The sequence below is a fragment of the Vibrio pomeroyi genome (genome assembly GCF_024347595.1).
Taxonomy (GTDB): domain Bacteria; phylum Pseudomonadota; class Gammaproteobacteria; order Enterobacterales; family Vibrionaceae; genus Vibrio; species Vibrio pomeroyi.
This window is the reverse complement of record NZ_AP025506.1, coordinates 2345930-2370896: the sequence shown is the minus strand read 5'-3', so window position 1 is coordinate 2370896 and position 24967 is coordinate 2345930. Positions and strand designations below refer to the sequence as shown.

The following is a 24967-nucleotide window of genomic DNA, read 5'->3' as shown; positions in this document are numbered from 1 at the left end:
TTCTAATGACTTGCCTTTTTTATTGAATCTCTGGGATAGCTATAAGAGTAAATTTAACTCTGCTCTTTGCCTTGGTTCGCTTGTGTAGGTTGAGCCTGTTTTGTTCGAGCGGCTTTTAGTTGCCAATTCTTTATCGCGTAGCAAATTAACCCTAAATACAATCCCCAAAATGCGCTGCCAACTCCGGCAAAATTAATCCCAGAAGCGGTAAGCAAGAAGGTGAGGAGTGCAGCCTCTCTATGCGTCTCATCAGCAAGTGCCGTTGTTAGGCAGTTCGCAAGAGTTGGCAATAATGCCAATCCCGCAATGGTTATAATGATGGCTTGCGGAACCGATGAGAACAGAGACACAAAGGTTGTGCCTAATATCCCTGCTAACAGATAGAAACCACCCATCGCTAGTGCTGCCTTGTAGCGACTTTTCGGATTAGGATCGGCATTTGGGCTCATACATATTGCGCCTGTTAACGCTGCCAAGTTAAAGGCAAAGCCGCCAAAGGGAGCAAGTAATAACCCCGTGATGCCTGTTGTGGTGATAATGCGTGACGCTGGTGGGTTATAGCCATTGGCTTTTAATACCGCGAACCCAGGCAGGTTTTGTGATGCCATTGTCACCACAAATAACGGAATACCAACACTCAACAGCGACGCCAAGTCAAAATCTGGGGTGATGAACATAGGCTGAGTCAGCGTTAAGTTCACATCCGATAAATCGAGCTTCCCCGCGACTCCACTCATGATGACGGCAAGCAATAAGATAAACGGAATCAACAAATTACCAAACTTAGGCTTAGCAAAAATATACGCGGCTAACATGGTGCCGATGATAATCGCTTCTTGAGACAAAGAGGTAAATATCCCGATGCCAAACATCCACAACACGCCCGCTAGCATTGCAGAGGCAATCGATGTAGGGATTCGCTTAAGTAGCGTGTCAAAGATGCCAGTTAGACCCGTAATGGTGATCAGCAGCGAGCTAAATAGGAAGATAGCCACAGCTTGCTCTACGCTGAGCCCATCCAATGAGGTGATAAGTAGCGCAGCACCCGGCGTAGACCATGCGGTCACGACTGGCTGTTTGTATCGCCACGAAAGCAAAATCGTCGACACACCCATACCAATTCCGAGCGCCCAAAACCATGAAGCGATCTGTTGCTGACTTGCTCCTGCACTGGTCGCCGCTTGGAAGATGATCGCCGCCGCACTCGCATAACCGATAAATACCGCAATAAAACCAGTACTGATGTGAGAAAACTTAATCTGCCCCATACTAACCACTCTTGTTGTGCGTTATAACATACATAGAACTAACTTAGCACTTGTGCGTTATAGCGTACAAGTGCTATTTGTATAAATTTTGTTCGTGATAATTTTAGTCGTGAGCAAACTTAAGTAGGTAGATGAACGAAAACATGCCGAAGAACGTGAATGTAGAAGCTAGCGTTAATCTCAAAGAGAGTTTGAGTGGTCAAGACGAGTTGCAAGTCAGCCACAACTTAAAACGCATTCGTAAAGAGAAAGGGTGGAGCCTAGACGCGACCTCAAAGGCGACAGGAGTCAGTAAAGCAATGCTCGGTCAGATTGAGCGTGGAGAGTCTAGTCCGACCGTAGCCAAGTTGTGGCAAATCGCGACGGGCTTGAACGTTTCGTTTTCGAGTTTGATCCTGTCTTGCTCTAGTGATGAATTAGTGAGCTTGTTCCGAGACGCTAATGAACTGCGTGATGAAAGCCTGAATAAGGGCTTCTCAGTCAGTGTTGTTTTTCCTTTTGAACCCTCGTTAGGCTTTGAAGTGTATGAGCTTGGGCTAGCAGAGAACTATGAGCATTTTTCTGAACCACACAGCACTGGGGTGATCGAGCATATACTGTGTATTTCAGGTCGTATGGCGGTGTTCTTCGATGATAGCTGGTATGAATTGAGCCCGGGACAAGCGGTACGCTTTAATGCCGAACAACTTCATGGATACAAGAACATTGGAACTGAACAAGCTGTTTTCCATAACATCATCCATTATCCTGACCAATGGCAGCGTTCATAACTGTGCTAGTTACGGCTTGGAAAACCTTCAAGACACAAAAAAGCACAGCTAAATAGCTGCGCTTTGTATTTTATTATGACTAAGTTTATTGGCTCACAATATTAACGTTGTGTCGCGCGTTGGCGATTTTTTCCGTTGCTAGCAGGTTTACCACCTTGAGCATTGCCGCCTTTGTTGCGGTTTCCGCCGCCATTGCCTTGTGATTGACCACCAGGGGCTTTCTTAATGAAGCCAGTCGCTGGTTTACGAGCGTTGCCATTACCGCCACCGTTTTGCTTTCCGTTACCTTGGTTAGCATTGCCTTGGCTACCGTTGCCGTTACCATTCGGCTTTTTACCACCAGGCTTATTGCTACCAGATTTGGAATGGTTACGCGGTTTCTCGCCGCCTAAACCCGGTTGAGATTTACTGTGCTTCGTTGCAAAACGTTGTGAACCGTGACGACCAGACTTACGACGTTGTGCAGGTGTTTGTGCATCAAAGTCTTCTTCTGGAATCAAACAGCCCGGCTTGTCACCGATAAGGTGTTTCTTACCCATATCGATTAGCGCTTCACGGATGATCTTCCAGTTTTCTGGATCGTGGTAACGAAGCAGTGCTTTATGCAGACGACGTTGACGGTCACCTTTAGGCACTGGCACATCTTCACGCTTTTTATATTTCACACGCTTCAGAGGGTTCGTCTCTGAGTAGTACATCGACGTTGCATTACACATTGGTGATGGGTAGAAGTTCTGTACTTGGTCACACTCGTAGTTGTGCTTTTTAAGCCACAACGCAAGGTTAAGCATGTCTTCATCTTCTGTGCCCGGGTGAGCTGAGATGAAATAAGGAATCAGATACTGCTTCTTACCGGCTTCAGCGCTGTACTTCTCGAACATCTCTTTGAAACGATCGTAAGTGCCCATGCCCGGTTTCATCATCAGATCCAGAGGGCCTTTTTCAGTATGCTCAGGAGCAATCTTCAAGTAGCCACCTACGTGGTGCGTTACAAGCTCACGTACGTATTCTGGAGATTCAATCGCCAAGTCGTAACGAACACCAGACGCGATCATGATCTTCTTAACGCCCGGTACTTTTCTCGCAGAGCGGTACAGGTCAATCGTGTGTTGGTGGTCTGTGTTCAGCTTCTCACAGATCTTAGGGAACACACATGATGGACGACGACAGTTAATTTCTGCTTTCGGATCTGAACAACCCAAACGGTACATGTTTGCCGTTGGACCACCCAAGTCAGAAATCGTACCGGTAAAGCCAGGTACTTTATCTTTAATGTCTTCGATCTCATCCAAGATAGATTCTTTCGAACGGTTCTGAATGATACGACCTTCGTGCTCTGTGATTGAACAGAAAGAACAGCCACCAAAGCAACCACGCATGATGTTCACCGAGGTTTTGATCATGTCGTATGCAGGAATCTTCGCTTTGCCGTACATAGGGTGAGGAACACGCTTGTAAGCAAGGCCAAACACGTAATCCATCTCTTCAGTCGTCAATGGAATTGGTGCTTGGTTAACCCAAAGTTCACGGTCACCGTGACGTTGAATCAAAGCACGACCTGAATACGGGTTTGTCTCAAGGTGCAAGATACGGCTAGCGTGAGCGTAAAGAATACGGTCGTTGTTTAGCTTTTCGTAACCTGGGATACGAACGGCTGTTGTTTTTGCATCGTGACGAGAAGGGCGAATCGTAATCGGCTGCGCTTTTACTTCTTCTTTCTCATCTTTCTTAGTATCACATTGCGTTTCCACTTCGTACGGGTTTACCGGCACGTAAGCTTTGTTCGGCTTTTCGATACGAGAAGAGTCTATGATTTTGAAGCCTTCAGGCGCTGCAGCAAGGTTGATTGCCGTACCACGAATGTCTGTCAGCGTTGACATGTCTTCGCCATCAGCAATGCGGTGTGCTACTTCAACCAATGCACGCTCAGCGTTACCAAAAAGAAGGATGTCTGCTTTCGCATCAAACAATACAGAGCGACGAACTTTATCCGACCAGTAGTCGTAGTGCGCAACACGACGCAAGCTCGCTTCAATACCACCAAGTACGATTGGTGTACCTTTGTAGGCTTCGCGACAACGCTGAGAATAAACCAGAGTTGCACGGTCAGGGCGCTTACCACCTTCGTTATTTGGCGTGTAAGCATCATCGTGACGTAATTTGCGATCAGAGGTGTAGCGGTTGATCATGGAGTCCATGTTACCCGCTGTGATGCCGAAGAATAGGTTAGGTTTACCTAGCTTCATGAAGGCATCTTTATTGTCCCACTTAGGTTGAGCAATAATGCCCACGCGGAAACCTTGAGCTTCAAGAAGACGGCCAATGATAGCCATACCAAAGCTCGGGTGATCGACATACGCGTCACCAGTTACAATAATAATGTCACAGCTATCCCATCCAAGAGCATCCATCTCCTTTCTACTGGTAGGCAAAAAGGGTGCAGTTCCGTAGCACTCGGCCCAGTATTTTTTGTGTTCGTGAATAGGAGTGATATCGCTGTACATATTTCGACCTCTGATTTTTGAGGCGGGAATTATAGCGGCATGCGCCCTGACTAGCCAGTAGAACATGCCCCTGTTAGTTCTGGTGTCTTTCGCTATATCGCTTTTAAAAGCAGCAAAAGAGCCATACAACAGCATAGTTGAAGCCTTGAATAACGTCGCTAATTTGTGATTTTGATTAGTGTTCGCAGCAGTTTTTGATATTATTCGCGAAAATAAGTCTGAAGAAGTAGATCCACAATGGTCGAAACGTTATTAGTACAATTTGCTCCAATGCTTTTAGGAGCCCAACTGATCTTAACCCTCATCTTGGTGAAAGGGGATATTTGCCCGGGACAACGTGGCCGTATTCACAAGATGTTGCCTGCAATTGGCGTGCTTTGGCTAGCGGTTGCTTCAGTGAAAATTGAAGCCTTTCTGGTCGTGTTCGCAATCTTTTATTTCTATTCTCAAGTTCAAACCAAAAAGACACGTGATTCTGGCCCTATTTGGGTTATGTATTTGGCGTGTGGTTTGGCATTGTCGTACGTTGCTATTCAAGCGACTGAGCAAGCAACCACAGTCGGCATCATTACAACTCTGCTGTTGGTGGTATTGTTAGGCGCTGCGTTTGGCCATTTACTGCTGACGATCGCAAGAACGCGTTTGCAAGCATTCCACCGTGTTTTGCCTGTGGTGGGTGTATTGACGGGGATGCTGGTGGTACTGGCGACAGTCGTGAACGTTTACTCACTCTCTGAAGCTCAGTTAGAGCCAGTAATTTCCACGTTACTATTTAGCTTCGCTTTGTTGATCTCTTCTATCGTAGTGTGGTGTTGGCATCTATTGTTTGTTAAGACACCTGAAAAGCTTCAACTGACAGTTTCATTGCTGATGTTATTAGCGGCCGCTGTTGGTTTAACGCCAGTTTGGGCAATGTAACTTTGGGTATGGTAACCACGTATCTGATTTAAGAAGTGTGATCTGTTTTTTAGCGTGACCTTGGTAAGCGTTCTAAACTTAATTCTAGTTAGTGTGTTCGTAAGGAGTACGAGATGGATTTAAGCAACGTCAAAAGTCTGGATAGCATTATCTTGCTGGGAATCGTGAACGAGAAACTGCGCTTAGAGTGCGACAGTTTTGAAGAGCTCATTAGCATGTATGAGATGGATATAGAAAGTGTCGTCGGTAAGCTGGATATGCTTGGCTATCAATACGACCCACTGACTAACCAGTTTAAATCTTACGCAAGATAGTCTATTTTTCGCGAATCAACAGATATCGAAAATTATCGGTACTGAAACTAAAAAGTCACAGATTATCTGTGACTTTTTTTGTTTCTGACGGTTGTCTCTTGTGCTTGGTGTAAGAGGAGCTAGCTGATGATGGTTATCGTTAAACGACCTCAATACCATCAAGGTGACTCTTACTCTGTTGCCTTGCCGTACTAAAGAATGCTTGCAGGTAGCGCTTGTCTTTTTCTGAGTTTCTTACCGCTGCAAACAGTCTTCTTGAAAGCCCTTTACCTAAAGGTTTACTGGCGATTAAGCCCTGTCTTGAAAACTCACTGATCGCCCAATTTGGCAATGCCGCGACACCTAATCCTGCCGATACCATTTGTACCAACATCAATGTGTTGTCTGCCTGTTTCCATTTCTTCGGTTCAATGCCTGCAGGTTGTAAAAAGTGCTTCACCACATCCAAGCGCTGCTTTTGAACAGGGTAGGAGAGCATAGTGAGATCGCTAAGATCTTGCGGATCAATGCTTGGTTTGTCGGCCAAAGGCGAGTTAATTGCAGTGATCAAACGCATCTCGAAATCGAAAAGTGGCTCATAGTGAACCTCTGAACGTGGCTGAATGTCGGAGGTGATCACCAAGTCTAATTCACCAGCCATTAATGCGGGTAGAGGCTCAAAACCAAAGCCCGATGAAAAATCTAATGTCACGCTTGGCCAAGCAACTTGGTACTCCTTCAAAGCGGGCATTAACCATTGGAAGCATGAGTGACACTCGATCGCCATGTGTAAACGACCATTCACATCCTCTTTCAGGCTTGCGAGTTCGTTCTCTGCTTTAGCGATTCTTGGCTGTATCTCATCGGCGAGCTTAAGCAAAATCTCACCTTCAGAAGTGAACTTAACTGGCCTAGTTTTACGTAGGAAAAGCTGACCGCCAATACGCGCCTCAAGGTCTTTCAATTGGTGAGAAAGCGCCGACTGCGTCAAATGAAGAGAGGTTGCGGTTGCTGTCAGTGAGCCGCTGTCTCTCAAGGTAGTCAATGTTCGAAGGTGTTTAAGCTCTATCATGAGTATTCCTCATATTCCCTAAGCCAATTCAATATTTCTTAATAATCACCCTACGGGGTTTTTTATCATTTGTAAACGTCTAGATGTCCAGATGGATTTAATTACCTCATCTTTGGTTTATTCAAGATGAATATTTTTAATAAACAAGATGAATATTTGGACGTTGTTCATTATTCAGATTGGGTGGATAGTTTAGCCATCCAGACGCCTTTTTGAAAAAGCGAAATTTTCAACAGGTGGTCTGAAAAGATACTAACAATTATTGAATAAGGAACAGGTTCATGACTACGACAACGCATATTCTTGGCTACCCACGCATCGGTGAAAAACGCGAACTCAAATTCACATTAGAGAAGTACTGGCGTGGTGATATTGACCAATCACAACTTAAGCAGCTCGGCAGCGAACTGAGAAATCGTAACTGGAATGTACAAGCCGACGCGAATCTAAGCTTTGCAACTGCGGGTGACTTCGCATGGTACGACCATGTGTTAACTACGACTTTGCTTTTAGGTCATGTGCCACAACGCCACGCTGGTGGATCTGAAGAAGAAAAAGCCTTCCCAGACTTAGATACCTTGTTCCGAGTGGGACGTGGGCAATCACAAGTTGAAGCTACTTGTTGTGGTGGGAAGCATGGTTCAGAAAGCGCTCAAGACGGTGCTGCTGCATCTGACATGACCAAGTGGTTCAATACTAACTATCACTACATTGTTCCAGAATTCAGTAAAGATGATTCGTTTGAAGTGAGCTGGCCGCAACTGTTTGATGAGGTGAATGAAGCCATTCAAGCTGGACATAAGGTTAAACCAGTCCTTCTTGGTCCGTTGTCTTACTTGTACTTGGGTAAGGAAGTAGAAGAGGGCTTTGATCGCTTAGCCTTGTTGCCGCGCTTGCTGACTGCCTACCAAGCGATTTTAGCTAAGCTTGCCAAACTGGGTGTTGAGTGGGTGCAAATCGACGAACCTATTCTGTCGCTTGAGCTTGAAAAGCAGTGGGCCGATTCATTCAAATTGGCTTATCAAGTAATTCAAGGTGATGTGAAGCTACTATTGACCACTTACTTTGATTCGGTGACGGACACCTTAGACAAAATCGTCAAACTGCCAGTGAATGGCTTACATATTGATTTAACCGCTGCGCCACAACAGCTCGATGAAGTCGTGAGTAAACTACCGGACGAGTGGGTACTGTCTGCTGGTGTCATCAACGGACGCAATGTTTGGCGAGCAGACTTGGCTACCCAGCTAGCGAAACTGCAACCTGTGAAAGAGAAGCTAGGCGATAAGCTTTGGGTGGCGAGTTCATGTTCGCTGCTGCACAGCCCTGTTGACTTAGAGTTGGAAGATTCGCTTAGCGATGAAGTGAAAAGCTGGTTTGCTTTCGCGAAACAGAAAGTCACAGAGGTTAGCTTATTGGGTGCGGCGCTAGACGGCGATCAAAATGCCATTTTAGCGTGTGAGACTTATAGCCAGCCGATTGTTGCCCGCAAGAGCGCGACTCACGTAAATAAGCGGCAGGTACAGGCTCGTATTAATACTATTACCAAAGCATTAGCGGAGCGCAGTGCACCTTATGCAGAACGCGCTGCACACCAATCTGAGGTTTTAGGTTTACCTTTACTGCCGACCACAACCATTGGTTCGTTCCCACAGACTGGCGAGATCCGTGTTCAACGTAGCGCTTATCGCACAGGAAAGTTGAGCGAAGCGGAATACACCACCGCATTAAAAGGTCACATCGCGGATGCGGTGAAACGCCAAGAAGCACTCGACTTAGATGTGTTGGTGCATGGCGAAGCGGAACGTAACGATATGGTGGAATATTTTGCTGAGAATCTAGCAGGCTTTCAAACCACCAAATTTGGTTGGGTGCAAAGCTATGGTTCTCGCTGCGTGAAACCTGCGATTGTGGTGGCAGATATCGAGCGCGAAAAACCGATGACGGTGGAGTGGTCGACCTACGCACAATCTCTAACTTCTAAACAAATGAAAGGCATGCTTACTGGTCCTGTCACTATCTTGTGTTGGACGTTCCCACGTGAAGATATCTCACGTAAAGAGATCGCTAACCAATTGGCATTTGCGCTGCGTGATGAAGTGTCTGACCTACAAGATGCGGGAATCAACATTATTCAGATTGATGAACCAGCGATTCGTGAAGGTTTGCCTCTGAAAAAACGCGACCACGCAGAATACTTAGAGTGGGCGGTAGATGCCTTTAAGATCTCAGCCGCGAGTGCTAAGCCAGAGACGCAGATTCATACTCACATGTGTTACAGCGAATTCAACGAAATCATTGATTCAGTGGCTGCACTAGACGCCGACGTGATTACCATTGAGACTTCTCGTTCGAACATGGAACTGCTTAAAGCGTTTGAAGAGTTCAATTACCCGAATGCGATTGGCCCAGGTGTTTACGATATTCACTCGCCAAACATTCCATCGCAAGAGTGGATCATTGGTCTGTTGAAGAAAGCAGCGGAGAAAATTCCGGCAGAACGCTTATGGGCAAACCCAGATTGTGGCCTGAAGACTCGCAATTGGGCAGAAACAGAAGCAGCACTGACTAATTTAGTCTCTGCGACTAAGGAGTTGCGTAAAGAGTGGGAGTCAGCAGAAGCTTAACTATCATTAGAGCTAGATGACTCAAAACAAAAAGCCTCGCGACTGCGAGGCTTTGACGTTTATATATGTTCGAATCTAGCTGCTGCTCTGGCAAGTATCTTTGCTGATCAGCTTCTCAACCATCAATTGTCCGCGTGTGTTGCGAATCTTGATGTTGTAAGCCAAGCCCATGTCTAGGTTTGCTCTTACTTCTGAGTTAGTGCAGTAGCTGTTCACACTCATATCGACAACTTGGTTTAAAGGCTTCGCACCTTTAGCATCTTGGTTGTAGATCATCATGATTTCAATCACGGTGTTTTTTGCGAGTACTCGCATGACCGACAACGGGCCATACTCAATCGGTAGGCCTGCAGATAAAACGCCAGCACGGTGCTGCGCCATCATCTCGAGTTGTCTTTGTTGGTCTTGCTCACTTGAAGCACAGCCTGCAAGCAGAGCCATCGCCAGTGAGCCAATAATCCATTTTTTCACGTTAAAATACTTTCTTGAATGGTTTTACGATGACATTTTGGTAGACACCAGCTTCGATATACGGGTCCGCGTCTGCCCATGCCTGTGCGTCTTCTAAAGAGTTAAACTCAGCAATCACAGTAGAACCTGTGAAACCCGCTTCGCCAGGGTTATCCGAATCAATAGCTGGCATTGGACCTGCTGTCAAAAGTCGGCCTTCATCGTGAAGTGTTTGTAGGCGTTCTAGATGTTGTGGGCGAACACTTAGGCGCTTTTCTAATGAATTTTCGACGTCTTGAGAAAAAATCACGTACCACATATTGAGATATCCTTATTTTACTTCACTGAATTGGGGCGTTTAAATTCGCTATCTTGCTAATTTACGCGAACTAATTGGTATTGGAAGGGCTAATGATAAGAAATTGTGAAATGGTGCGAGAGAGCAGTATGGTCTTTAGCGATTTCATTTGCTGAAACTAAAGACCACTGACGTGTATGACTTAGTGAAAAGTACTATTTGTTGATAGGGCGAGGCTTGCCACTTTCATCAACAGCCACGTAGTTGAAGGTCGCGCCACAAACTTTGTAACGGTCGCCTATGCCGTGATCAAGCACAGGCTTAACCCATACTTCTAAGTCGATATTCATCGAGCTACGGCCAATTTTGGTACAGTCGCCATACACACACACCACATCGCCAACCGATACAGGTTGTTTGAATTCAATGCTTGATACTGAAACAGTCACAATCTTGCCGTTAGAGATCTCTTTCGCCAAGATGCCGCCAGCTAGGTCGAGCTGAGACATTATCCAACCACCGAAGATCTGACCCGCAGCATTGGTGTCAGAAGGCATCGCTAATGTGCGAAGAAGTAAAGAACCAATAGGGTTCAAAGTTGATTGAATCGTCATTGTAGTACTCTTGGTGGTATTGATTATCTTAAATAAAAACTGATGTGTTGACTGGTTAAGCACATTGGCAAATGAGTGCAATGAACAACAAGAGACCAGATGACCGCTAATTTAGTGAGATTGTCATTAAATAATAGGTTTTATTTTGACCAGTTTCCGCAACACAAAAAAGCCAGTGGCCAATGATCACGAGTATCATTGGCCACTGTTAAATAGCATATTGATAAGAATTGTATCAAAAAGGGAATGAGGACTCATCCCTTAGGGTTACTTCTCGTCGGTATTTTTATCCGTTAACTCTTTCTGCTGATCTTTTGGCAAATGCTTATAGATGTACACACCTGTCAGTAATGTGAACAACAAGGTCGCGATGAGCAAGCCAAACACCTTGAAGTTAACCCAGACATCCAACGGCAGGCTGAAAGCAACGTAAACGTTGAGAATGGCGCATAGGGTAAAGAACAGAGTCCAAGCCCAGTTGATTTTTCCCCATACGGCATCAGGCAGTGTGATCTCTTTACCCAACATGCCTTTAATGGCTGACTTGCCCATAAGGTGGCTGACTGTCAGGCCAATAGCGAACAGAGCGTAAACGATCGTTACTTTCCATTTAATGAAGTTGTCGTCGTGTAAGAAGATGGTCATGCCACCAAATACGGCAACCATAAGGAACGTGACCACCTGCATTTTCTCTACTTTTTTGTAGATTAAGTACGTCAAAACAATCTGTACTGCAGAGGCAACAATCAACGCACCTGTCGCGGTGTAGATGTCGTACATCTTGTAGAGCGCAAAGAAAATGATGAGAGGGATGAAATCAAGAATTTGTTTCATGTGGACTGACTATCCAGTTAGTTGAGTTGCAAACAGTCTAACTAAAATTGCCCCGATGCTAAATAGCCCGAGGCAATTGGCTGTAAAACTAATTTTGTTAAGAACTAGTCAGCGGATTGACGAAGTTTGGTAGCGAGGAATCAACTTCTTGATGTCTTCTAAATAGCCTTCGCTTTTTAGATTATCTAAGGTGTTCTCAAGCTCTTGCTCGCTCATGGCAAAACACGTTGATTTTCCTGTCGTCAGGTCGAGATATTCGTGATATTCACGTTCAGTAAAGTGACCAACTCTATCCATTAGCAAGGTCTTAATTCCGTGGTGAATCAAGCCGTAATACGTATGTCTTTGTAAGGTCATAGCCTATCCTCCGTGACAAGCTGCATGATGAATAAGATGCAACCTGCTGTATATTGGTTGGGTTATCTATGACAAAGCAATTCGAATGCCATTTTCTCTATGAGGACAGATCTTTTAACCTAACGAAATGATTTGATTTGTATTTTCATTGAGCTAATAGAAGGTTTCGTCTGCTCTCACCCAAACAATACGTTGTGGAAGAGGAATAGTTTTATTTTGAGAATCGATTTCTTACATCAATTTGGGAATCACTTGATTCTCATTCTGACGAGCGAGGGTGCTTTCCCTTTATAAAGCCTTGTTTAAAATAACCTTATTGGATTCGTTTCAATTATTCCTTTAATCAACGAGCCAATCTACCAGAGTCGATAATGACGCATTTTGACGATTTTTAGGTTGCAGCAAGAAGTAACCGTTGCCGGAGAACACACTGCCTTCGCTCACTTTCACCAATCTACCCAAATCGATATCTTGCTTAGCGAGTGTGATATCGCCTATCGCTATCCCAAACCCTTGAATGGCCGCGTTCATCGCTTGGTCGAGTGTGGCAAATTGTTGGTTATTCTTACTGGAAAGATCATGGCTGCCGATGTGTTCTAACCAAAGTCGCCAGTCACTTTGCTCATTGTTAGCGTGTAACCAAGTGTACTGAGCAAGCTTGTGCGGCTTGATGACAGTTGAAGTGCTATCAATCAAGTGGCTTGGAACAATACTCTGTGCTTGGCAGATAGGGGCGAGTTGTTCGTTGAACAGCAGTTGACTAACAATTGAGTGCTGGCTTGGTTTCTTGCCATAGGTGATTACCGCATCGAAGGGATCAAAGCTAGGCTCAAAAACGTGCTTGATGGTCGATGTGAGCTCGACATCAATCTCAGGGTAGGCTTGTTGAAACGACATTAACTTAGGTAATAGCCAAGAGGTAATACAACTCGGGGCATTGAGTTTTATCTTAGAGGGAGAACTCGCGACCTGATTAAGTGCTGATTGCAGCTGCTGAATGGTCCCTTGAATGAGAGGAACCAGTTCTTCCCCTTTAGGCGTTAATGACAAACCACGAGCATGGCGATAGAAGAGATCACACCCAAGGCTTTCTTCAAACGACAATACCTGACGACTCACCGCACCTTGCGTCACATTGAGCTCATGTGCCGCGCGTGTAAAGTTGAGATGCCTTGCGGTAGACAGGAATGCGAGCAAGGTTTTGGTTGAAGGGAGTGTGTTGTTCATATCGTTACCTATGATTTTTTATCATGGCTATTATGTGATTATTTCGATTCATTTATCAATAGTGTTCTGTTTGAATGTAAATACTTACTCATCATTAGTGATTCAATATGTGTATAAATCACATTTTTTGAATATGAAAGCAGTGGTGAAGACATTGTGATTATGTGAAAGGGATAGCTTCTTGACATCTTTTATTGATAACTTAGTGCCTCAGGCTGTAAAAAAATTAATACCTTATCAATCAGCAAGAAGAATTGGTGGTGATGGACGTGTCTGGTTAAACGCAAATGAATTGGAAAGCCCTCTGTTTCAAGGAGAAGCCAGCCATAATCGTTACCCAGACTTTTTACCGCAAGACATTGCCAAGGCTTACCAAGCTTATTGCGGAACTGATGCTGCAACCGTTGCGGTGCGTGGTGCCGATGAAGCGATTGACTTACTGATCAGAACATTCTGCAAACCCGCTCAAGATAATATCCTTATCTGTTCACCAACGTATGCCATGTATGAGTTTTGCGCTGATGCACTAGCGATTGAAACGCTCGACTCTCCTTTGCAGGAAGATTTCAGCTTAGACGTTGCTGACATCGTGAATAAAGCCGAGTTGGCCAATATTGTTTTCCTTTGTTCACCGAACAACCCAACAGGCAATGTGATTCCGAAATCGGATCTGATTCAGGTGCTTGAAGGGACTCAGGGTAAATCTTTGGTTGTGGTGGATGAAGCGTATATTGAGTTTGAACCTCAAACATCAGCGGTGAACCTGATTGAACGCTACCCACATTTGGTTGTGATTCGCACCTTGTCTAAGGCATTTGGACTTGCGGCAGTACGCTGTGGTTTTATCTTGGCGAGTCAAAATGTGATGCAGTATGTTTCTAAGCTCATTCCGCCATACCCAATGCCAGATTGCTCGTCTCAGATAGTTTTAGAGGCGTTATCTCATGAGCGTGTTGCCGTGATGCAAGAAGCAACGTCAAAGCTGGTTGAACTGCGTAATCGCTTTGCTTGCGAACTCAATCAGTTTGATTTCATTGAGCAGGTTTACCCGTCTTCAACCAACTTTGTGTTATTACGCCACAAGCCTGAATATGAGCTATTTAGTGCATTGGCGAAAGATGGCATTGTGACAAGGAATCAACATCATGAGCCTGCATTACGTCACTGCGTTCGAATCAGTATTGGTAGCCCAGAGAGCATGGCGGAAGTGATAGCGTCACTTACAAGTTACCAGACCGAATTAGAAAAGAAGCAACAAACTCAACAGCTTCAAGATAAAGAACCTCAATTTCAACTCGACAAAGATCATATCTAGGATGGCAATGATGAAAAAGATAATACTAGGACTTGCTTGTGCGGCCGCTTTACTTGGTACAACGGTACAGGCGAAAGAAATCCGTTTGGCGTCAGACTTTACCTATCCGCCATTCAACTACAAAAATAGTGAAGGCGTGCCTGTCGGGTTTGATATCGAGATAGCTGACGCTCTGTGCGAGCAAGCTAAACTCGATTGTACTTGGGTATCACAAAGCTGGGATTCGTTGATTCCAAGCCTATTGGCAAGAAAGTCAGATGTGATCATGGCTTCTATGCGTATTACCGAAGAGCGTAAGCGCAAAATCTTATTTACTGATAAGTACTACCAAACACCAGCCGTGTTTGTTGCAGCCAAAAGCACAGAATTTGCGATTGATGAGAAGGGCTTAGCGGGTAAAACCATCGGTGTTCAGCAAGGCACGATTCACGACCGTTATGTAACGGATAAGTTTGGCAGTGTTGCCAACATCAAGCGTTACACAGGGCAAGATGAAGTGTATCTGGATCTGCAAAATGGCCGTCTGGATCTTACCTTCGGCAATTCCGATCAACTGTCGCTCGCTTTCTTAGATAAGAAAGAAGGAGAGGGCTTTGAGTTCAAAGGTAAAGCGGTAACTGACAAAGCCTACATCGGCGAAGGCACGGCTTTAGCCCTAAGAAAACAGGATTCAAAACTGGCAAAACAGTTCAACAACGCCATCGAAGAGATCAGAGCGAACGGTACTTACGACAAGATTGCTTCGAAGTACTTCACGTTTGATATCTATGGTAGTGATTTGTAATTGAGCTAGCGTCTAAAGTTAAATCAATAAAAACAAAAATCCGAGAGCTGTGAGGCTCTCGGATTTTTGTTACAAACAATTCTACCCGGTAAGATTCCCGCCGTTGCTCTCATACCCGTTTATCCACTCTTGTTACCAAAGCTCTACCTTTATCACCTCTCCTAAGCGCAGTTAACATCCCACTTTTCAATCGATGAATCCTTCTTTGCCCATGCTTCGAAATTGATTTTAAGGTCTTAAAATAACACAAGTTTGTATCCGGTTTTTAGTTAAGATCTTGTTCTTAAAGCAGTTGAAATCCCCAGAATTCCAAATAAATCCTAAATTAGGCTAATTAGTGGCTTAAATAGTGCCAAGTATGATTGGTATCACAATCAAATCAAGCATCAAGCACACATACGAACCTTAGTTCACAAAATATACAGATATTATTGTAATACAAAATTCATAGGGTAAGAATATTGTAATGAAGCGTTACACGGGTAAGCGGTATGCAATTGATTTTTTGACCTCAAGCTCGGTTCTAACGTGACATATAAAACTGTACCTCTTACAAAAATGGATTCTGGAGAAGAACATGAAAAAACACCTACTGACGATTGCTGCAGCATCAATTCTCATGACATTTGGAGCTCAAGCAAAAACTTTGACCCTAGGGCATGCAATGTCTCTAGAAAGCGCTGCTCACCAAGGCATGGTGATCATGGCTGATAAAGTTAAAGAAAAATCGAATGGTGACCTTACGATTAAGATCTTTCCGAACGGTCAACTAGGCTCTGAGCGTGACCAAGCTGAGCAAGTTGTTACTGGCGCGATTGATATGGCGAAAATCAATGGTGGATTAGCTGAATCTTTTGAACCAACGTTTAAAGTTAATGCACTGCCTTTCTTATTCCGTGATGTTCCACATATGAGAACGTTCATGCGAAGTGAAGCTGCACAAGAGATGCTGCTTTCAAGCGAAGGTAAAGGTTTCATTGGACTTACATTTTATGATTCAGGTACACGTAGCTTCTACGCTAAAAAAGCAATTAACTCGCCGGCCGATCTAGCAGGAATGAAAGTTCGAGTTCCTGGCTCTCCAACCATGATGGAAATGGTCAACCTATTAGGTGGTAAAGCAACACCTGTACCTTTCAATGAGGTATACACGGCACTGCAGCAAGGCGTAATTGATGGTGCTGAAAACAATATTTCTAGCTTAGTTGAAATGAAACACAGTGAAGTTGCTAAATTTTACTCTATGGACCAGCACATGATGACACCTGATGTGATCATCATTTCAGAATATAAATGGGCTTCACTAACGGCAGACGAACAAAAAATCTTAAAGGAAGCAGCAGCAGAGTCTCTTGAAGAGCAGATCAAGATCTGGGACGCAACAGATGACATGAACAAAGAGAAAGGAATCAAAGCAGGCGTAACGTTTGTTGAGGTTGATAAAGCCCCTTTCCGTGCAGCTGTTAAACCTATGATTGATGAAGCGAAAAAAGACCCTAAATTAGCTTCATTCATTGAAAAAATTGAAGTTCTTTAACCAGTATTAGTGAAAATAATTTTGCCTTGGTTCTGCTAAGGCAAAATTTTTGAGGTATCACCCCATGTTAGCAACTTTCAGAAACCTACTTGATAGGTTGATTCTTTTTGTCTCTTCTTTTGCACTCATGTTACTTGTCGTGACGGTCACTTGGCAGGTTTTTAGTCGCTATGTGTTGAATGACCCAAGTAACTGGACTGATGAACTTGCTCGTTATGCGATGGTATGGCTGGGGTTATTGGGAGCAAGTTACTTATTTGGTATCAAAGGACATTTAGCAATAACGTTATTGGACGGTTATCTTAAGGGCAAAGCACACATAGCACTGCATTTACTCATCAATGTAATTTCTGGCGCATTTGTCTCTTTAGCAATGCTTCAAGGTGGTATTGCCTTAATGGGAAGAACCACACAACAACTATCTCCAGCACTGCAATTACCGATGTCGACGGTTTATTCAATATTGCCAATTTCAGCCGTTATTATCCTCATCTATTTGGTCATGAATACGTTTGATCTTTTTTGTGAACCCAATAAAAAGTAAGTTATAAAAGGACCTTATATTATGGATTTGTCCATTGGTGTTTGGCTGCTAGGCCTCTTCTTATTCATGATCGCGATAAGCATGCCCATTGCGATTGCAATTGCTATGTCATCTTTAACGATCATGTATTTCATCTTACCGTTTGAAGTCGCAAGTATTACTGCGGGTCAAAAAATTATTACCGGTATCGATAGTTTCAGTTTATTAGCAATCCCTTTCTTTATCCTCGCTGGGAATATAATGAATGTGGGTGGTATAGCGAGTCGACTGATCAACCTTGCAAAGCTCTTGGTGGGTTGGATTCCTGGTTCACTTTTCCACGTTAATATCTTTGCAAATATGATGTTTGGCGCCGTTTCAGGATCAGCCGTTGCAGCTGCAGCAGCGGTAGGCAAAACCTTAGGCCCTGAATTAGAAAAAGATGGTTATGATAAAAACTTAGCAACAGCAGTAAACGTTGCATCTTGCCCTGCTGGTTTATTAATACCGCCGAGTAATTCGCTGATCGTATTTTCAGTGGTATCGGGTGGAACATCCGTTGCGGCACTGTTTATCGCAGGTTATGTCCCAGGTATTTTAATGGGTTTAAGTTGTATGGTCGTAGCCTATTTTATCGCTAAAAAGAAAGGCTATAAAACAAGTGCCAATGACGGCTTTACAACGAAAGATGTGCTCAATATTGTTTGGCAAGCAACGCCAAGCTTAGGGCTTATTGTTGTTGTTATTGGCGGTATTATTGGTGGTGTGTTCACTGCAACAGAAGGGGCATGTATAGCGGTTCTGTACTCTTTTATACTGTCACTCTGTTACCGAACCCTCAAGTGGGAGCACTTCCCGGTAATTTGTAGAGAAACCGTTCAGGTTACTGGCATTATGTTGTTCTTGATTGGTGCTTCTACCATTATGTCATGGGCAATGGCTTTTACTGGTCTACCAACAATGATCAGTGATTGGATGCTCTCTATTTCAGATAATCCGATTATCATCTTTATTCTGATGAATTTGATTCTACTGATTGTGGGTATGTTTATGGATCTAACGCCAGCCGTATTGATCTTTACCCCTATCTTTATGCCGATAGCCGAGCATTTAGGCATGCATCCCATTCATTTTGCGATGATGATTATCTTCAACTTATGTATTGGCATTGCAACGCCACCCGTTGGTACTGCGCTATTTGTAGGTTGTAGTGTCAGTGGTTCTAAAATTGAGAATGTTATAAGAAGTATCATGCCGTTTTGTGCCGTATTGATCGTCACACTGCTGGCTATTACGTTCATTCCTGAAATTAGTTTAGCGTTGCCTCGTGCATTTGGGTTAATCAATTAACCTTTCAAGTACGAGATTAATCGACTCAACCAGAATAAGTATCTAATAAAAAACCGCCTTAAAATAAGGCGGTTTTCATTTATTCATTCAAAGTGAACGACAAGATTAAGCTTGCTGTTTTTGTAGCTCAGCTTCTTTTGCTTCGTCTTCGATTAGAGAATCAACGATTACGGCACATGCTGCATCACCAGTGATGTTTAGAGCAGTACGGATCATGTCGAAAATACGGTCTAGAGCGAACAACAGAGGTAGACCTTCGATAGGGATGCCAGCTGCTAGAAGAACTGCAACCACTAGGAAAGAAGGACCTGGAACACCAGCTTGACCAACCGCACCTAGCGTAGACGTTACGATGATAGCAACGTAAGCACCCATAGATAGGTCGATGTTGAATAGCTGTGCGAAGAAGATAGCCACTAGGCCGTAGTAGATCGCGTTACCAGACATGTTGATCGTCGCGCCAAGAGGCAGAACGAATGAAGCGGTAGAGTTACGAACGCCAAGTTCTTTCTCAACTGTTTCCATTGTTACTGGCAGTGTTGCCATTGATGATGCTGTTGAAAGAGCAACCGCTTGAGGCTTCTTCATTGCTACTAGGAACTTCTTAGCAGAAGTCTTAGTGAAGATTTGAATCATCAGTGGGTAAGCAACAAAGCCGAAGATCAGGATCGCAGCGATGTAAACGATGAACAGTTTGAACACAACCATTAGTGCGCCGAAACCGAACGTACCTACTGCTTCTGCCATCAGGCCGAACACGCCAAGTGGTGCAATGATCATAACCTTGTTGATCATCCAAACCATAGCGTCAACAATCGCGTTTACGCCATTGATGATAGGGTCACGTTTTTCTTTCGCTTGCTTAGAAAGCGCGATACCAAAGAATAAGCAGAAAACTAGGATTTGCAGAATGTTTGCTTCATTCAATGATTGGAAAACGTTGGTAGGGATCATGCCAGTGATGGTTGCCCAGAACGTTGGAAGTTCGCCTTTCGCAGCGTATTCAGAAGAGAACATGCCTTCTACGCCAGAAACATCGATACCACGACCCGGTTCGAATACTTCACCCATTACAAGCGCTAGTGCTACAGCAAGTGCAGACGTTAGTGCGAAGTAACCCAGTGTTGTTACACCGACTTTACCAGCCGATGAGCTATTACCTAGACCAGCAGCACCTGAAATTAGGGCAACCGCGACTAGAGGGATAACCAGCATCTTGATCAAGTTGATGAAGATAGCACCCAGTGGAGCGAACATAGTTGCGCTGTCACCCATCATCGCGCCGACTACGGTACCGATGATCATTGCAATAACGACTTGAACGCCGATGTTGCTTAGTAAACTCTTTTCTTTTAACACTTCCATAACCTCTGTGCTACTAAATATAAAAATCCCAGAACTACCTACCAATGTACGATATACCATTGGATAAATATTTCGCGAAGAGTTTTACACGTATCCTTTACATTTATCAATATGAGCAGAGGTGAAAGACGGCTAAAAATAGGAGGTCTAATGTTATTTGGCGTTTTTTTGTACCGATGCAAACGTTTGCTTTTGTTTTTTATTGGTCGGTTATTTGTTGAGTTTATAAATGTAAATCTATCCGGTGTTTTGTGAATAATTTCTGTACTGCGGTGTTTAGTTGGTTTTGTTAACATTTGCGTTTCATTTTTGAGCTTTTTTTGCTCGTCACGATCGAGGTGAGATTTTGAGCTGTGTGTTGTGGGAAATTCAGCCTGAACTATGCTTAAGGTATCTATTTATTACCAAGATGTTACCTCTACGCTTTAAATAAAACGTCTATCTAGCATCTCAGTTGTAAGGAGAGGGGCTATGACTTTTATATTAAAGTGCTTGTTCGCGTTTCTTCTGTTGTTCGCCTCTGCGAATGTTCAGGCCGATGATGTCTGGGTGATAGAGGTGAATGGAGGTATAGGTCCAGCGACCAGTGATTACCTCACGAGAGAAATAGAACAGGCTCACGACGAGCAAGCTAAGCTCATTATATTGAAAATGAACACGCCCGGCGGGTTAGATACGTCGATGCGCGACATTATCAGATCCATCACCACGTCACCGATTCCAATAGCTACTTGGGTTGGACCAGCAGGTTCACGCGCAGCAAGTGCAGGGACTTATATTCTACTCGCCAGTCACATCGCTTCTATGGCTCCCGGAACCAATTTGGGTGCAGCCACTCCAGTGTCTCTTGGCGGAGGTAAAGGCCCTTCTAATCCGTTATCTCCTCAAGAAGACGCCAATAAAGACGACAACGCCATAGCCAGTGAGCAAAGTTCACCTCAAGAGGATAACTCTGAGCAAGTAAAAGCCACCACGGCGATGGAGAAGAAGGTGATCAACGATGCGTCCGCTTACATTGTTAGCTTGGCTAAATTGCACAATCGTAATGAAGAATGGGCAGAAAAGGCGGTAAGAGAAGCGGCGAGTTTAGATTCAGAGAATGCCCTCGCACTCAACGTCATTGATTTCATCGCGAGTGATTTACAACAGCTAGTGGAAATGAGCAATGGACGTACTATCACCATTAATGGCGTCAGTCAGCAAGTTCAACTTAGTGATGTGGCGTTTGTCGAGCGAGAACAAGATTGGCGTTTTAGTTTGCTTTCGGTGATCACCAATCCAAATGTCGCTTACATTCTCATGCTTATCGGTATCTACGGTTTGTTGCTTGAGTTCTATAACCCTGGTGTTGGCTTACCGGGCGTATTGGGCGGCATCTGTCTGTTATTGGCGATGTACTCCTTACAAATGCTGCCTGTGAGTTACGCGGGTCTTGCCTTAATCCTATTGGGAATAGCCTTAATGGTTGCAGAGGCGTTTAGCCCGAGCTTTGGTATTTTCGGCTTGGGTGGCGTGGCTGCATTTACATTGGGCTCAATCATGCTGATGGACACTGAGGTGCCGGGTTACCAAATCGCATTACCGTTAATTATCGGAATCAGTTTGTTCTCTGTAGCGTTTATCGTCGTAACAATATCAATGCTAGTCCGAGTGAGAAATAAGCCAGTAACCACGGGAATGGAAGCGGTTGTCGGTGAGATTGGTAAAGTCGTCAGTGGTTTCCCTGGTGCGGGTCGCGTGCTGGTAGAAGGTGAGATCTGGCAAGCTAAATGCGCGAATGAACTGAAAGCTGGACAGAGTATCAGAGTTACCAAGCTGACAGGGCTTTCTTTGGATGTTGAAGCGCTGCCCGATGAGACACCATCGAAATCTGGTTAGCGCGAACTGCTAGCACGGGCTGTTAGCGCGGAATGTTAGGACAGACTTGATTGAATTATTAATTGCTTAACCATCGTTACCATTAGGGGGCGGTTATGTTTATACACACTATAGGTATTGTCATTGTGCTCGTTATCTTGTTGATAGCCAGCATGTTCAAAGTACTGCGCGAGTACGAGCGTGCAGTGGTGTTTTTCCTTGGACGCTTTTACGGTGTGAAAGGGCCGGGGTTGATTATCATCATTCCATTCATTCAACAAATCGTAAGAGTGGATCTACGAACTATCGTGTTGGACGTACCGACGCAAGATTTGATCACACGCGATAACGTGTCGGTCAAGGTGAATGCGGTGGTCTATTTTCGAGTGCTGGATCCGAAGATGGCGATTAATAACGTAGAGAACTACCTTGAAGCGACCAGTCAACTTTCGCAAACAACGCTGCGCTCGGTGCTCGGTCAGCATGAGTTGGATGAGCTGTTGTCTGAGCGTGAAGAGCTCAATCGAGACTTACAAGCGATCTTGGATCAACATACCGACAATTGGGGAATTAAGATTGCCAATGTCGAGATCAAGCATGTTGATCTGGATGACAGCATGGTGCGAGCTCTTGCAAAACAAGCGGAAGCCGAACGTTCTCGTCGAGCCAAGGTGATACATGCGACGGGTGAGTTAGAGGCATCCACTAAGCTAAGAGAAGCTGCAGAAGTGCTGAACAAAGCGCCTAACGCCATTCAGTTACGCTATATGCAGACATTAACCGAGGTAGCGAATGAACGCACCACGACCATCGTATTCCCGATGCCTGTCGATTTGGTGGATAAAATCACTGACCCAATCAAAGCGACATTCAATGAGGCCGCGATTAAGAAAACGATGAAAGTGGAAGATTAACAAGTTTTTCCGACAGAAATAAGAAAGGCACCACAACTGTGGTGCCTTTTAGAATCTAAAGTCATGTTTAGCGAATGCTAAAGATTACCTCTGTGTTGCGGCTTTCATTGGCGTTACAAACTCAGCTAGTGCTTTAAGCATTGCTTCTGGCTGTTCAACGTTGTTCTCAATGATTTTTACAACCGCTGAGCCAGAGATAGCGCCAGCAGCGCCAGCTTGAATCGCTTCTTTTACTTGCTCAGGCGCTGAGATGCCGAAACCAAGCAGTGCTGGTGGCGCATCGAACTTGTTCAAACGATCAAGTAGCGCCGTTACTGGCATGTTTGCTTTTGTTTCTGCACCCGTTACGCCAGCACGAGAAAGTAGGTAAGTGTAGCCACCACCAAGTTCAGATACTGACTGAAGTGTTTCATCGCTCGCTGTTGGTGGAGCAATAAAGATTGGATGAACGCCAAATTTCTTCGCTGCCGCAACAAACTCGCCGCTTTCATTGGTTGGTACGTCTGCAATCAGTACTGAGTCGATACCCGCATTCGCACAACGCTCGTAGAAGTTCTCGATACCACGTGCGTAAACCAAATTTGCGTACATCAGTAGGCCGATTGGCAGCTCTGGGTATTTAGCGCGAATTTGACCAATAAGATCAAAACATACATCTGGCGTTACTTTAGAATCTAAAGCACGAATGTTCGCGCCTTGGATTGTTGGGCCATCAGCAAGCGGATCTGAGAATGGAATACCAAGCTCAAGTGCATCAGCACCCGCTTCAACTAAAGTTTCCATGATCTTAAGAGACTGCTCAGGGTTAGGATCGCCAACCGTTACGAATGGTACAAATGCGCCTTGATTCTTTTCAGCTAAGCGAGTGAAGAGTGATTGATAGCGATCCATTATAATGCTCCTTTCTCTTTAAGAATGTCGTGTACGGAGAAGATGTCTTTATCACCACGACCAGATAGATTAACCACTAATAGCTGTTCTTTCTCTGGGTCGTCGTGAGCCATTTTAACAGCATGAGCCACAGCATGAGATGACTCTAGCGCTGCGATAATACCTTCTTTACGTGCAATCAATTGGAACGCTTCTAGCGCTTCGTCATCGGTCACGTTGTCGTATTCAGCACGGCCAATGGCATTTAGGTGCGCGTGTTGAGGACCCACTGATGGGAAATCTAGACCCGCAGAAACAGAGTAAGACTCTTCTACTTGGCCGTTCTCATCTTGCATCAATGGTGCTTTCATACCAAAGAAGATACCGGTTTTACCGTGCTTAAGTGGCGCGCCGTGTTGGTCGGTATCAATACCTTTACCAGCAGGCTCTACACCGATTAGGCGAACAGACTCTTCTTCAATGAAGTCAGCGAACATACCGATAGCGTTTGAACCACCGCCGACACAAGCGATAACCGCATCTGGAAGGCGACCTTCACGAGCCAGGATTTGGTTCTTTGTTTCTTCACCAATCATGCGTTGGAAATCACGAACGATTGTTGGGAATGGGTGAGGGCCAGCCGCAGTACCTAGTAGGTAGTGTGCTTCTTCGTAAGTTGCAGACCAGTCACGTAGAGCTTCATTACATGCGTCTTTTAGCGTAGAAGAACCAGAATGAACAGGGATAACTTCTGCGCCCATCAGCTTCATACGGAATACGTTCGGGCTTTGACGCTCAACGTCTTTTGCACCCATGTAAACGCGACACTTAAGGCCCAATAGAGCACACGCTAGAGCAGTCGCAACACCGTGTTGGCCTGCACCAGTTTCAGCGATGATTTCTTGCTTACCCATACGTTTAGCAAGCAGCGCTTGGCCAAGTACTTGGTTTGTCTTATGTGCGCCGCCGTGAAGTAGATCTTCACGCTTTAGGTACAGTTTGGTTTTTGTACCTTTAGTAAGGTTACGAGCCAGCGTTAGTGCCGTTGGGCGACCTGCGTACTCTTGCAGAAGCGTCATGAATTCGCTGCGGAACTCAGGATCGGCTTGTGCATCGATAAATGCTTGTTCAAGTTGGTCTAGTGCTGGCACTAGGATCTGCGGTACGTATTGACCACCGTATTCACCGAAGTAGGCATCGAGTTTAGCCATTATCTTATT

The 24967-nt window shown here is 44.7% G+C and carries 23 protein-coding genes; 11 read left to right on the top strand and 12 right to left on the bottom strand.

The features are described from left to right. Window positions 1-53: 53 nt before the first annotated feature. Complete coding sequence (locus tag OCV12_RS10365; protein ID WP_261884602.1) at window positions 54-1268, bottom strand: benzoate/H(+) symporter BenE family transporter; 1215 nt, start codon at window positions 1266-1268, stop codon at window positions 54-56. A gap of 131 nt (window positions 1269-1399) precedes the next feature. Here OCV12_RS10365 and OCV12_RS10360 point away from each other — a divergent pair, with 131 nt between their 5' ends. Further along, on the top strand, window positions 1400-2038 hold the full coding sequence (locus tag OCV12_RS10360; RefSeq protein ID WP_261884601.1) for a helix-turn-helix domain-containing protein: 639 nt from the start codon (window positions 1400-1402) through the stop codon (window positions 2036-2038). A gap of 101 nt (window positions 2039-2139) precedes the next feature. Here OCV12_RS10360 and OCV12_RS10355 read toward each other — a convergent pair whose 3' ends face one another. Next, on the bottom strand, window positions 2140-4542 hold the full coding sequence (locus tag OCV12_RS10355) for a YgiQ family radical SAM protein (protein WP_261884600.1): 2403 nt from the start codon (window positions 4540-4542) through the stop codon (window positions 2140-2142). 237 nt (window positions 4543-4779) lie between these two features. Here OCV12_RS10355 and OCV12_RS10350 point away from each other — a divergent pair, with 237 nt between their 5' ends. Both OCV12_RS10350 and OCV12_RS10345 read left to right on the top strand, forming a co-directional pair. Continuing rightward, the gene (locus OCV12_RS10350; protein ID WP_261884599.1) at window positions 4780-5460 is read left to right on the top strand and encodes a hypothetical protein; all 681 of its coding nucleotides are present in this window, start codon (window positions 4780-4782) and stop codon (window positions 5458-5460) included. A 113-nt stretch (window positions 5461-5573) separates the two neighbouring features. Continuing rightward, entirely contained in the window at window positions 5574-5774 is a 201-nt protein-coding gene (locus OCV12_RS10345; protein WP_004741624.1) for a DUF4250 domain-containing protein, read from the top strand. 139 nt (window positions 5775-5913) lie between these two features. Here OCV12_RS10345 and OCV12_RS10340 read toward each other — a convergent pair whose 3' ends face one another. Continuing rightward, window positions 5914-6825 carry a LysR substrate-binding domain-containing protein gene (locus OCV12_RS10340; protein ID WP_132742993.1) on the bottom strand — a complete coding sequence of 304 codons (912 nt, stop codon included), beginning with the start codon at window positions 6823-6825 and terminating at the stop codon, window positions 5914-5916. A gap of 281 nt (window positions 6826-7106) precedes the next feature. Between OCV12_RS10340 and metE the strand changes: the two genes are divergently transcribed. Further along, window positions 7107-9452, top strand: a complete 2346-nt coding sequence (metE, locus tag OCV12_RS10335) for a 5-methyltetrahydropteroyltriglutamate--homocysteine S-methyltransferase (protein WP_261884598.1) — start codon at window positions 7107-7109, stop codon at window positions 9450-9452. A gap of 75 nt (window positions 9453-9527) precedes the next feature. Here metE and OCV12_RS10330 read toward each other — a convergent pair whose 3' ends face one another. The 6 genes from OCV12_RS10330 to OCV12_RS10305 form a co-directional block, all read right to left on the bottom strand. Next, complete coding sequence (locus tag OCV12_RS10330; RefSeq protein ID WP_176680106.1) at window positions 9528-9923, bottom strand: GspS/AspS pilotin family protein; 396 nt, start codon at window positions 9921-9923, stop codon at window positions 9528-9530. 1 nt (window position 9924) lies between these two features. Beyond that, on the bottom strand, window positions 9925-10221 hold the full coding sequence (locus OCV12_RS10325) for a YciI family protein (protein WP_017631803.1): 297 nt from the start codon (window positions 10219-10221) through the stop codon (window positions 9925-9927). Window positions 10222-10415: 194 nt separating this feature from the next. Then, window positions 10416-10814 (bottom strand): acyl-CoA thioester hydrolase YciA, encoded by a 399-nt coding sequence (gene yciA, locus OCV12_RS10320; RefSeq protein WP_017061510.1) that lies wholly within the window; start codon window positions 10812-10814, stop codon window positions 10416-10418. A gap of 267 nt (window positions 10815-11081) precedes the next feature. After that, the gene (locus OCV12_RS10315) at window positions 11082-11648 is read right to left on the bottom strand and encodes a septation protein A (protein ID WP_261884597.1); all 567 of its coding nucleotides are present in this window, start codon (window positions 11646-11648) and stop codon (window positions 11082-11084) included. Window positions 11649-11756: 108 nt separating this feature from the next. Further along, complete coding sequence (locus tag OCV12_RS10310) at window positions 11757-12005, bottom strand: hypothetical protein (RefSeq protein WP_176680104.1); 249 nt, start codon at window positions 12003-12005, stop codon at window positions 11757-11759. Window positions 12006-12344: 339 nt separating this feature from the next. Further along, a complete protein-coding gene (locus OCV12_RS10305) occupies window positions 12345-13232 on the bottom strand; it encodes a LysR substrate-binding domain-containing protein (RefSeq protein ID WP_239848818.1) in 888 nt (295 codons plus the stop codon). A gap of 181 nt (window positions 13233-13413) precedes the next feature. Between OCV12_RS10305 and hisC the strand changes: the two genes are divergently transcribed. From hisC to OCV12_RS10280, 5 genes are all read left to right on the top strand, one after another. After that, window positions 13414-14547, top strand: a complete 1134-nt coding sequence (hisC, locus tag OCV12_RS10300) for a histidinol-phosphate transaminase (RefSeq protein WP_261884596.1) — start codon at window positions 13414-13416, stop codon at window positions 14545-14547. A gap of 10 nt (window positions 14548-14557) precedes the next feature. After that, the gene (locus OCV12_RS10295; RefSeq protein WP_261884595.1) at window positions 14558-15331 is read left to right on the top strand and encodes an ABC transporter substrate-binding protein; all 774 of its coding nucleotides are present in this window, start codon (window positions 14558-14560) and stop codon (window positions 15329-15331) included. Between the two features lie 577 nt (window positions 15332-15908). Then, entirely contained in the window at window positions 15909-16868 is a 960-nt protein-coding gene (locus OCV12_RS10290; RefSeq protein ID WP_261884594.1) for a TRAP transporter substrate-binding protein, read from the top strand. A gap of 64 nt (window positions 16869-16932) precedes the next feature. Beyond that, window positions 16933-17412 (top strand): TRAP transporter small permease, encoded by a 480-nt coding sequence (locus OCV12_RS10285; protein WP_239831084.1) that lies wholly within the window; start codon window positions 16933-16935, stop codon window positions 17410-17412. A gap of 21 nt (window positions 17413-17433) precedes the next feature. Then, on the top strand, window positions 17434-18741 hold the full coding sequence (locus OCV12_RS10280) for a TRAP transporter large permease (protein ID WP_239831085.1): 1308 nt from the start codon (window positions 17434-17436) through the stop codon (window positions 18739-18741). A 105-nt stretch (window positions 18742-18846) separates the two neighbouring features. Here OCV12_RS10280 and OCV12_RS10275 read toward each other — a convergent pair whose 3' ends face one another. Beyond that, entirely contained in the window at window positions 18847-20166 is a 1320-nt protein-coding gene (locus tag OCV12_RS10275) for a dicarboxylate/amino acid:cation symporter (RefSeq protein WP_390904524.1), read from the bottom strand. Window positions 20167-20577: 411 nt separating this feature from the next. Between OCV12_RS10275 and OCV12_RS10270 the strand changes: the two genes are divergently transcribed. Beyond that, entirely contained in the window at window positions 20578-21984 is a 1407-nt protein-coding gene (locus OCV12_RS10270) for an NfeD family protein (RefSeq protein WP_261884593.1), read from the top strand. A 95-nt stretch (window positions 21985-22079) separates the two neighbouring features. Beyond that, window positions 22080-22877: a slipin family protein gene (locus OCV12_RS10265; protein WP_261884592.1), complete on the top strand. Its 798-nt coding sequence runs from the start codon at window positions 22080-22082 to the stop codon at window positions 22875-22877. Window positions 22878-22961: 84 nt separating this feature from the next. Here the strand turns inward: OCV12_RS10265 and trpA are convergent, their stop codons facing one another. Both trpA and trpB read right to left on the bottom strand, forming a co-directional pair. Next, on the bottom strand, window positions 22962-23768 hold the full coding sequence (gene trpA / locus OCV12_RS10260) for a tryptophan synthase subunit alpha (protein WP_261884591.1): 807 nt from the start codon (window positions 23766-23768) through the stop codon (window positions 22962-22964). Then, complete coding sequence (trpB, locus tag OCV12_RS10255) at window positions 23768-24958, bottom strand: tryptophan synthase subunit beta (protein ID WP_261884590.1); 1191 nt, start codon at window positions 24956-24958, stop codon at window positions 23768-23770. Before trpB ends, trpA begins: the two co-directional genes overlap by 1 nt. Window positions 24959-24967 lie beyond the last annotated feature (9 nt).

Coding starts and splice junctions, on each gene's coding strand:
- OCV12_RS10365 (WP_261884602.1), bottom strand. CDS start 1,268: ATGGGGCAGATTAAGTTTTCTCACATCAGTACTGGTTTTATTGCGGTA.
- OCV12_RS10360 (WP_261884601.1), top strand. CDS start 1,400: ATGAACGAAAACATGCCGAAGAACGTGAATGTAGAAGCTAGCGTTAAT.
- OCV12_RS10355 (WP_261884600.1), bottom strand. CDS start 4,542: ATGTACAGCGATATCACTCCTATTCACGAACACAAAAAATACTGGGCC.
- OCV12_RS10350 (WP_261884599.1), top strand. CDS start 4,780: ATGGTCGAAACGTTATTAGTACAATTTGCTCCAATGCTTTTAGGAGCC.
- OCV12_RS10345 (WP_004741624.1), top strand. CDS start 5,574: ATGGATTTAAGCAACGTCAAAAGTCTGGATAGCATTATCTTGCTGGGA.
- OCV12_RS10340 (WP_132742993.1), bottom strand. CDS start 6,825: ATGATAGAGCTTAAACACCTTCGAACATTGACTACCTTGAGAGACAGC.
- metE (WP_261884598.1), top strand. CDS start 7,107: ATGACTACGACAACGCATATTCTTGGCTACCCACGCATCGGTGAAAAA.
- OCV12_RS10325 (WP_017631803.1), bottom strand. CDS start 10,221: ATGTGGTACGTGATTTTTTCTCAAGACGTCGAAAATTCATTAGAAAAG.
- yciA (WP_017061510.1), bottom strand. CDS start 10,814: ATGACGATTCAATCAACTTTGAACCCTATTGGTTCTTTACTTCTTCGC.
- OCV12_RS10315 (WP_261884597.1), bottom strand. CDS start 11,648: ATGAAACAAATTCTTGATTTCATCCCTCTCATCATTTTCTTTGCGCTC.
- OCV12_RS10310 (WP_176680104.1), bottom strand. CDS start 12,005: ATGACCTTACAAAGACATACGTATTACGGCTTGATTCACCACGGAATT.
- OCV12_RS10305 (WP_239848818.1), bottom strand. CDS start 13,232: ATGAACAACACACTCCCTTCAACCAAAACCTTGCTCGCATTCCTGTCT.
- OCV12_RS10295 (WP_261884595.1), top strand. CDS start 14,558: ATGAAAAAGATAATACTAGGACTTGCTTGTGCGGCCGCTTTACTTGGT.
- OCV12_RS10290 (WP_261884594.1), top strand. CDS start 15,909: ATGAAAAAACACCTACTGACGATTGCTGCAGCATCAATTCTCATGACA.
- OCV12_RS10285 (WP_239831084.1), top strand. CDS start 16,933: ATGTTAGCAACTTTCAGAAACCTACTTGATAGGTTGATTCTTTTTGTC.
- OCV12_RS10280 (WP_239831085.1), top strand. CDS start 17,434: ATGGATTTGTCCATTGGTGTTTGGCTGCTAGGCCTCTTCTTATTCATG.
- OCV12_RS10275 (WP_390904524.1), bottom strand. CDS start 20,166: ATGGTATATCGTACATTGGTAGGTAGTTCTGGGATTTTTATATTTAGT.
- OCV12_RS10270 (WP_261884593.1), top strand. CDS start 20,578: ATGACTTTTATATTAAAGTGCTTGTTCGCGTTTCTTCTGTTGTTCGCC.
- OCV12_RS10265 (WP_261884592.1), top strand. CDS start 22,080: ATGTTTATACACACTATAGGTATTGTCATTGTGCTCGTTATCTTGTTG.
- trpA (WP_261884591.1), bottom strand. CDS start 23,768: ATGGATCGCTATCAATCACTCTTCACTCGCTTAGCTGAAAAGAATCAA.
- trpB (WP_261884590.1), bottom strand. CDS start 24,958: ATGGCTAAACTCGATGCCTACTTCGGTGAATACGGTGGTCAATACGTA.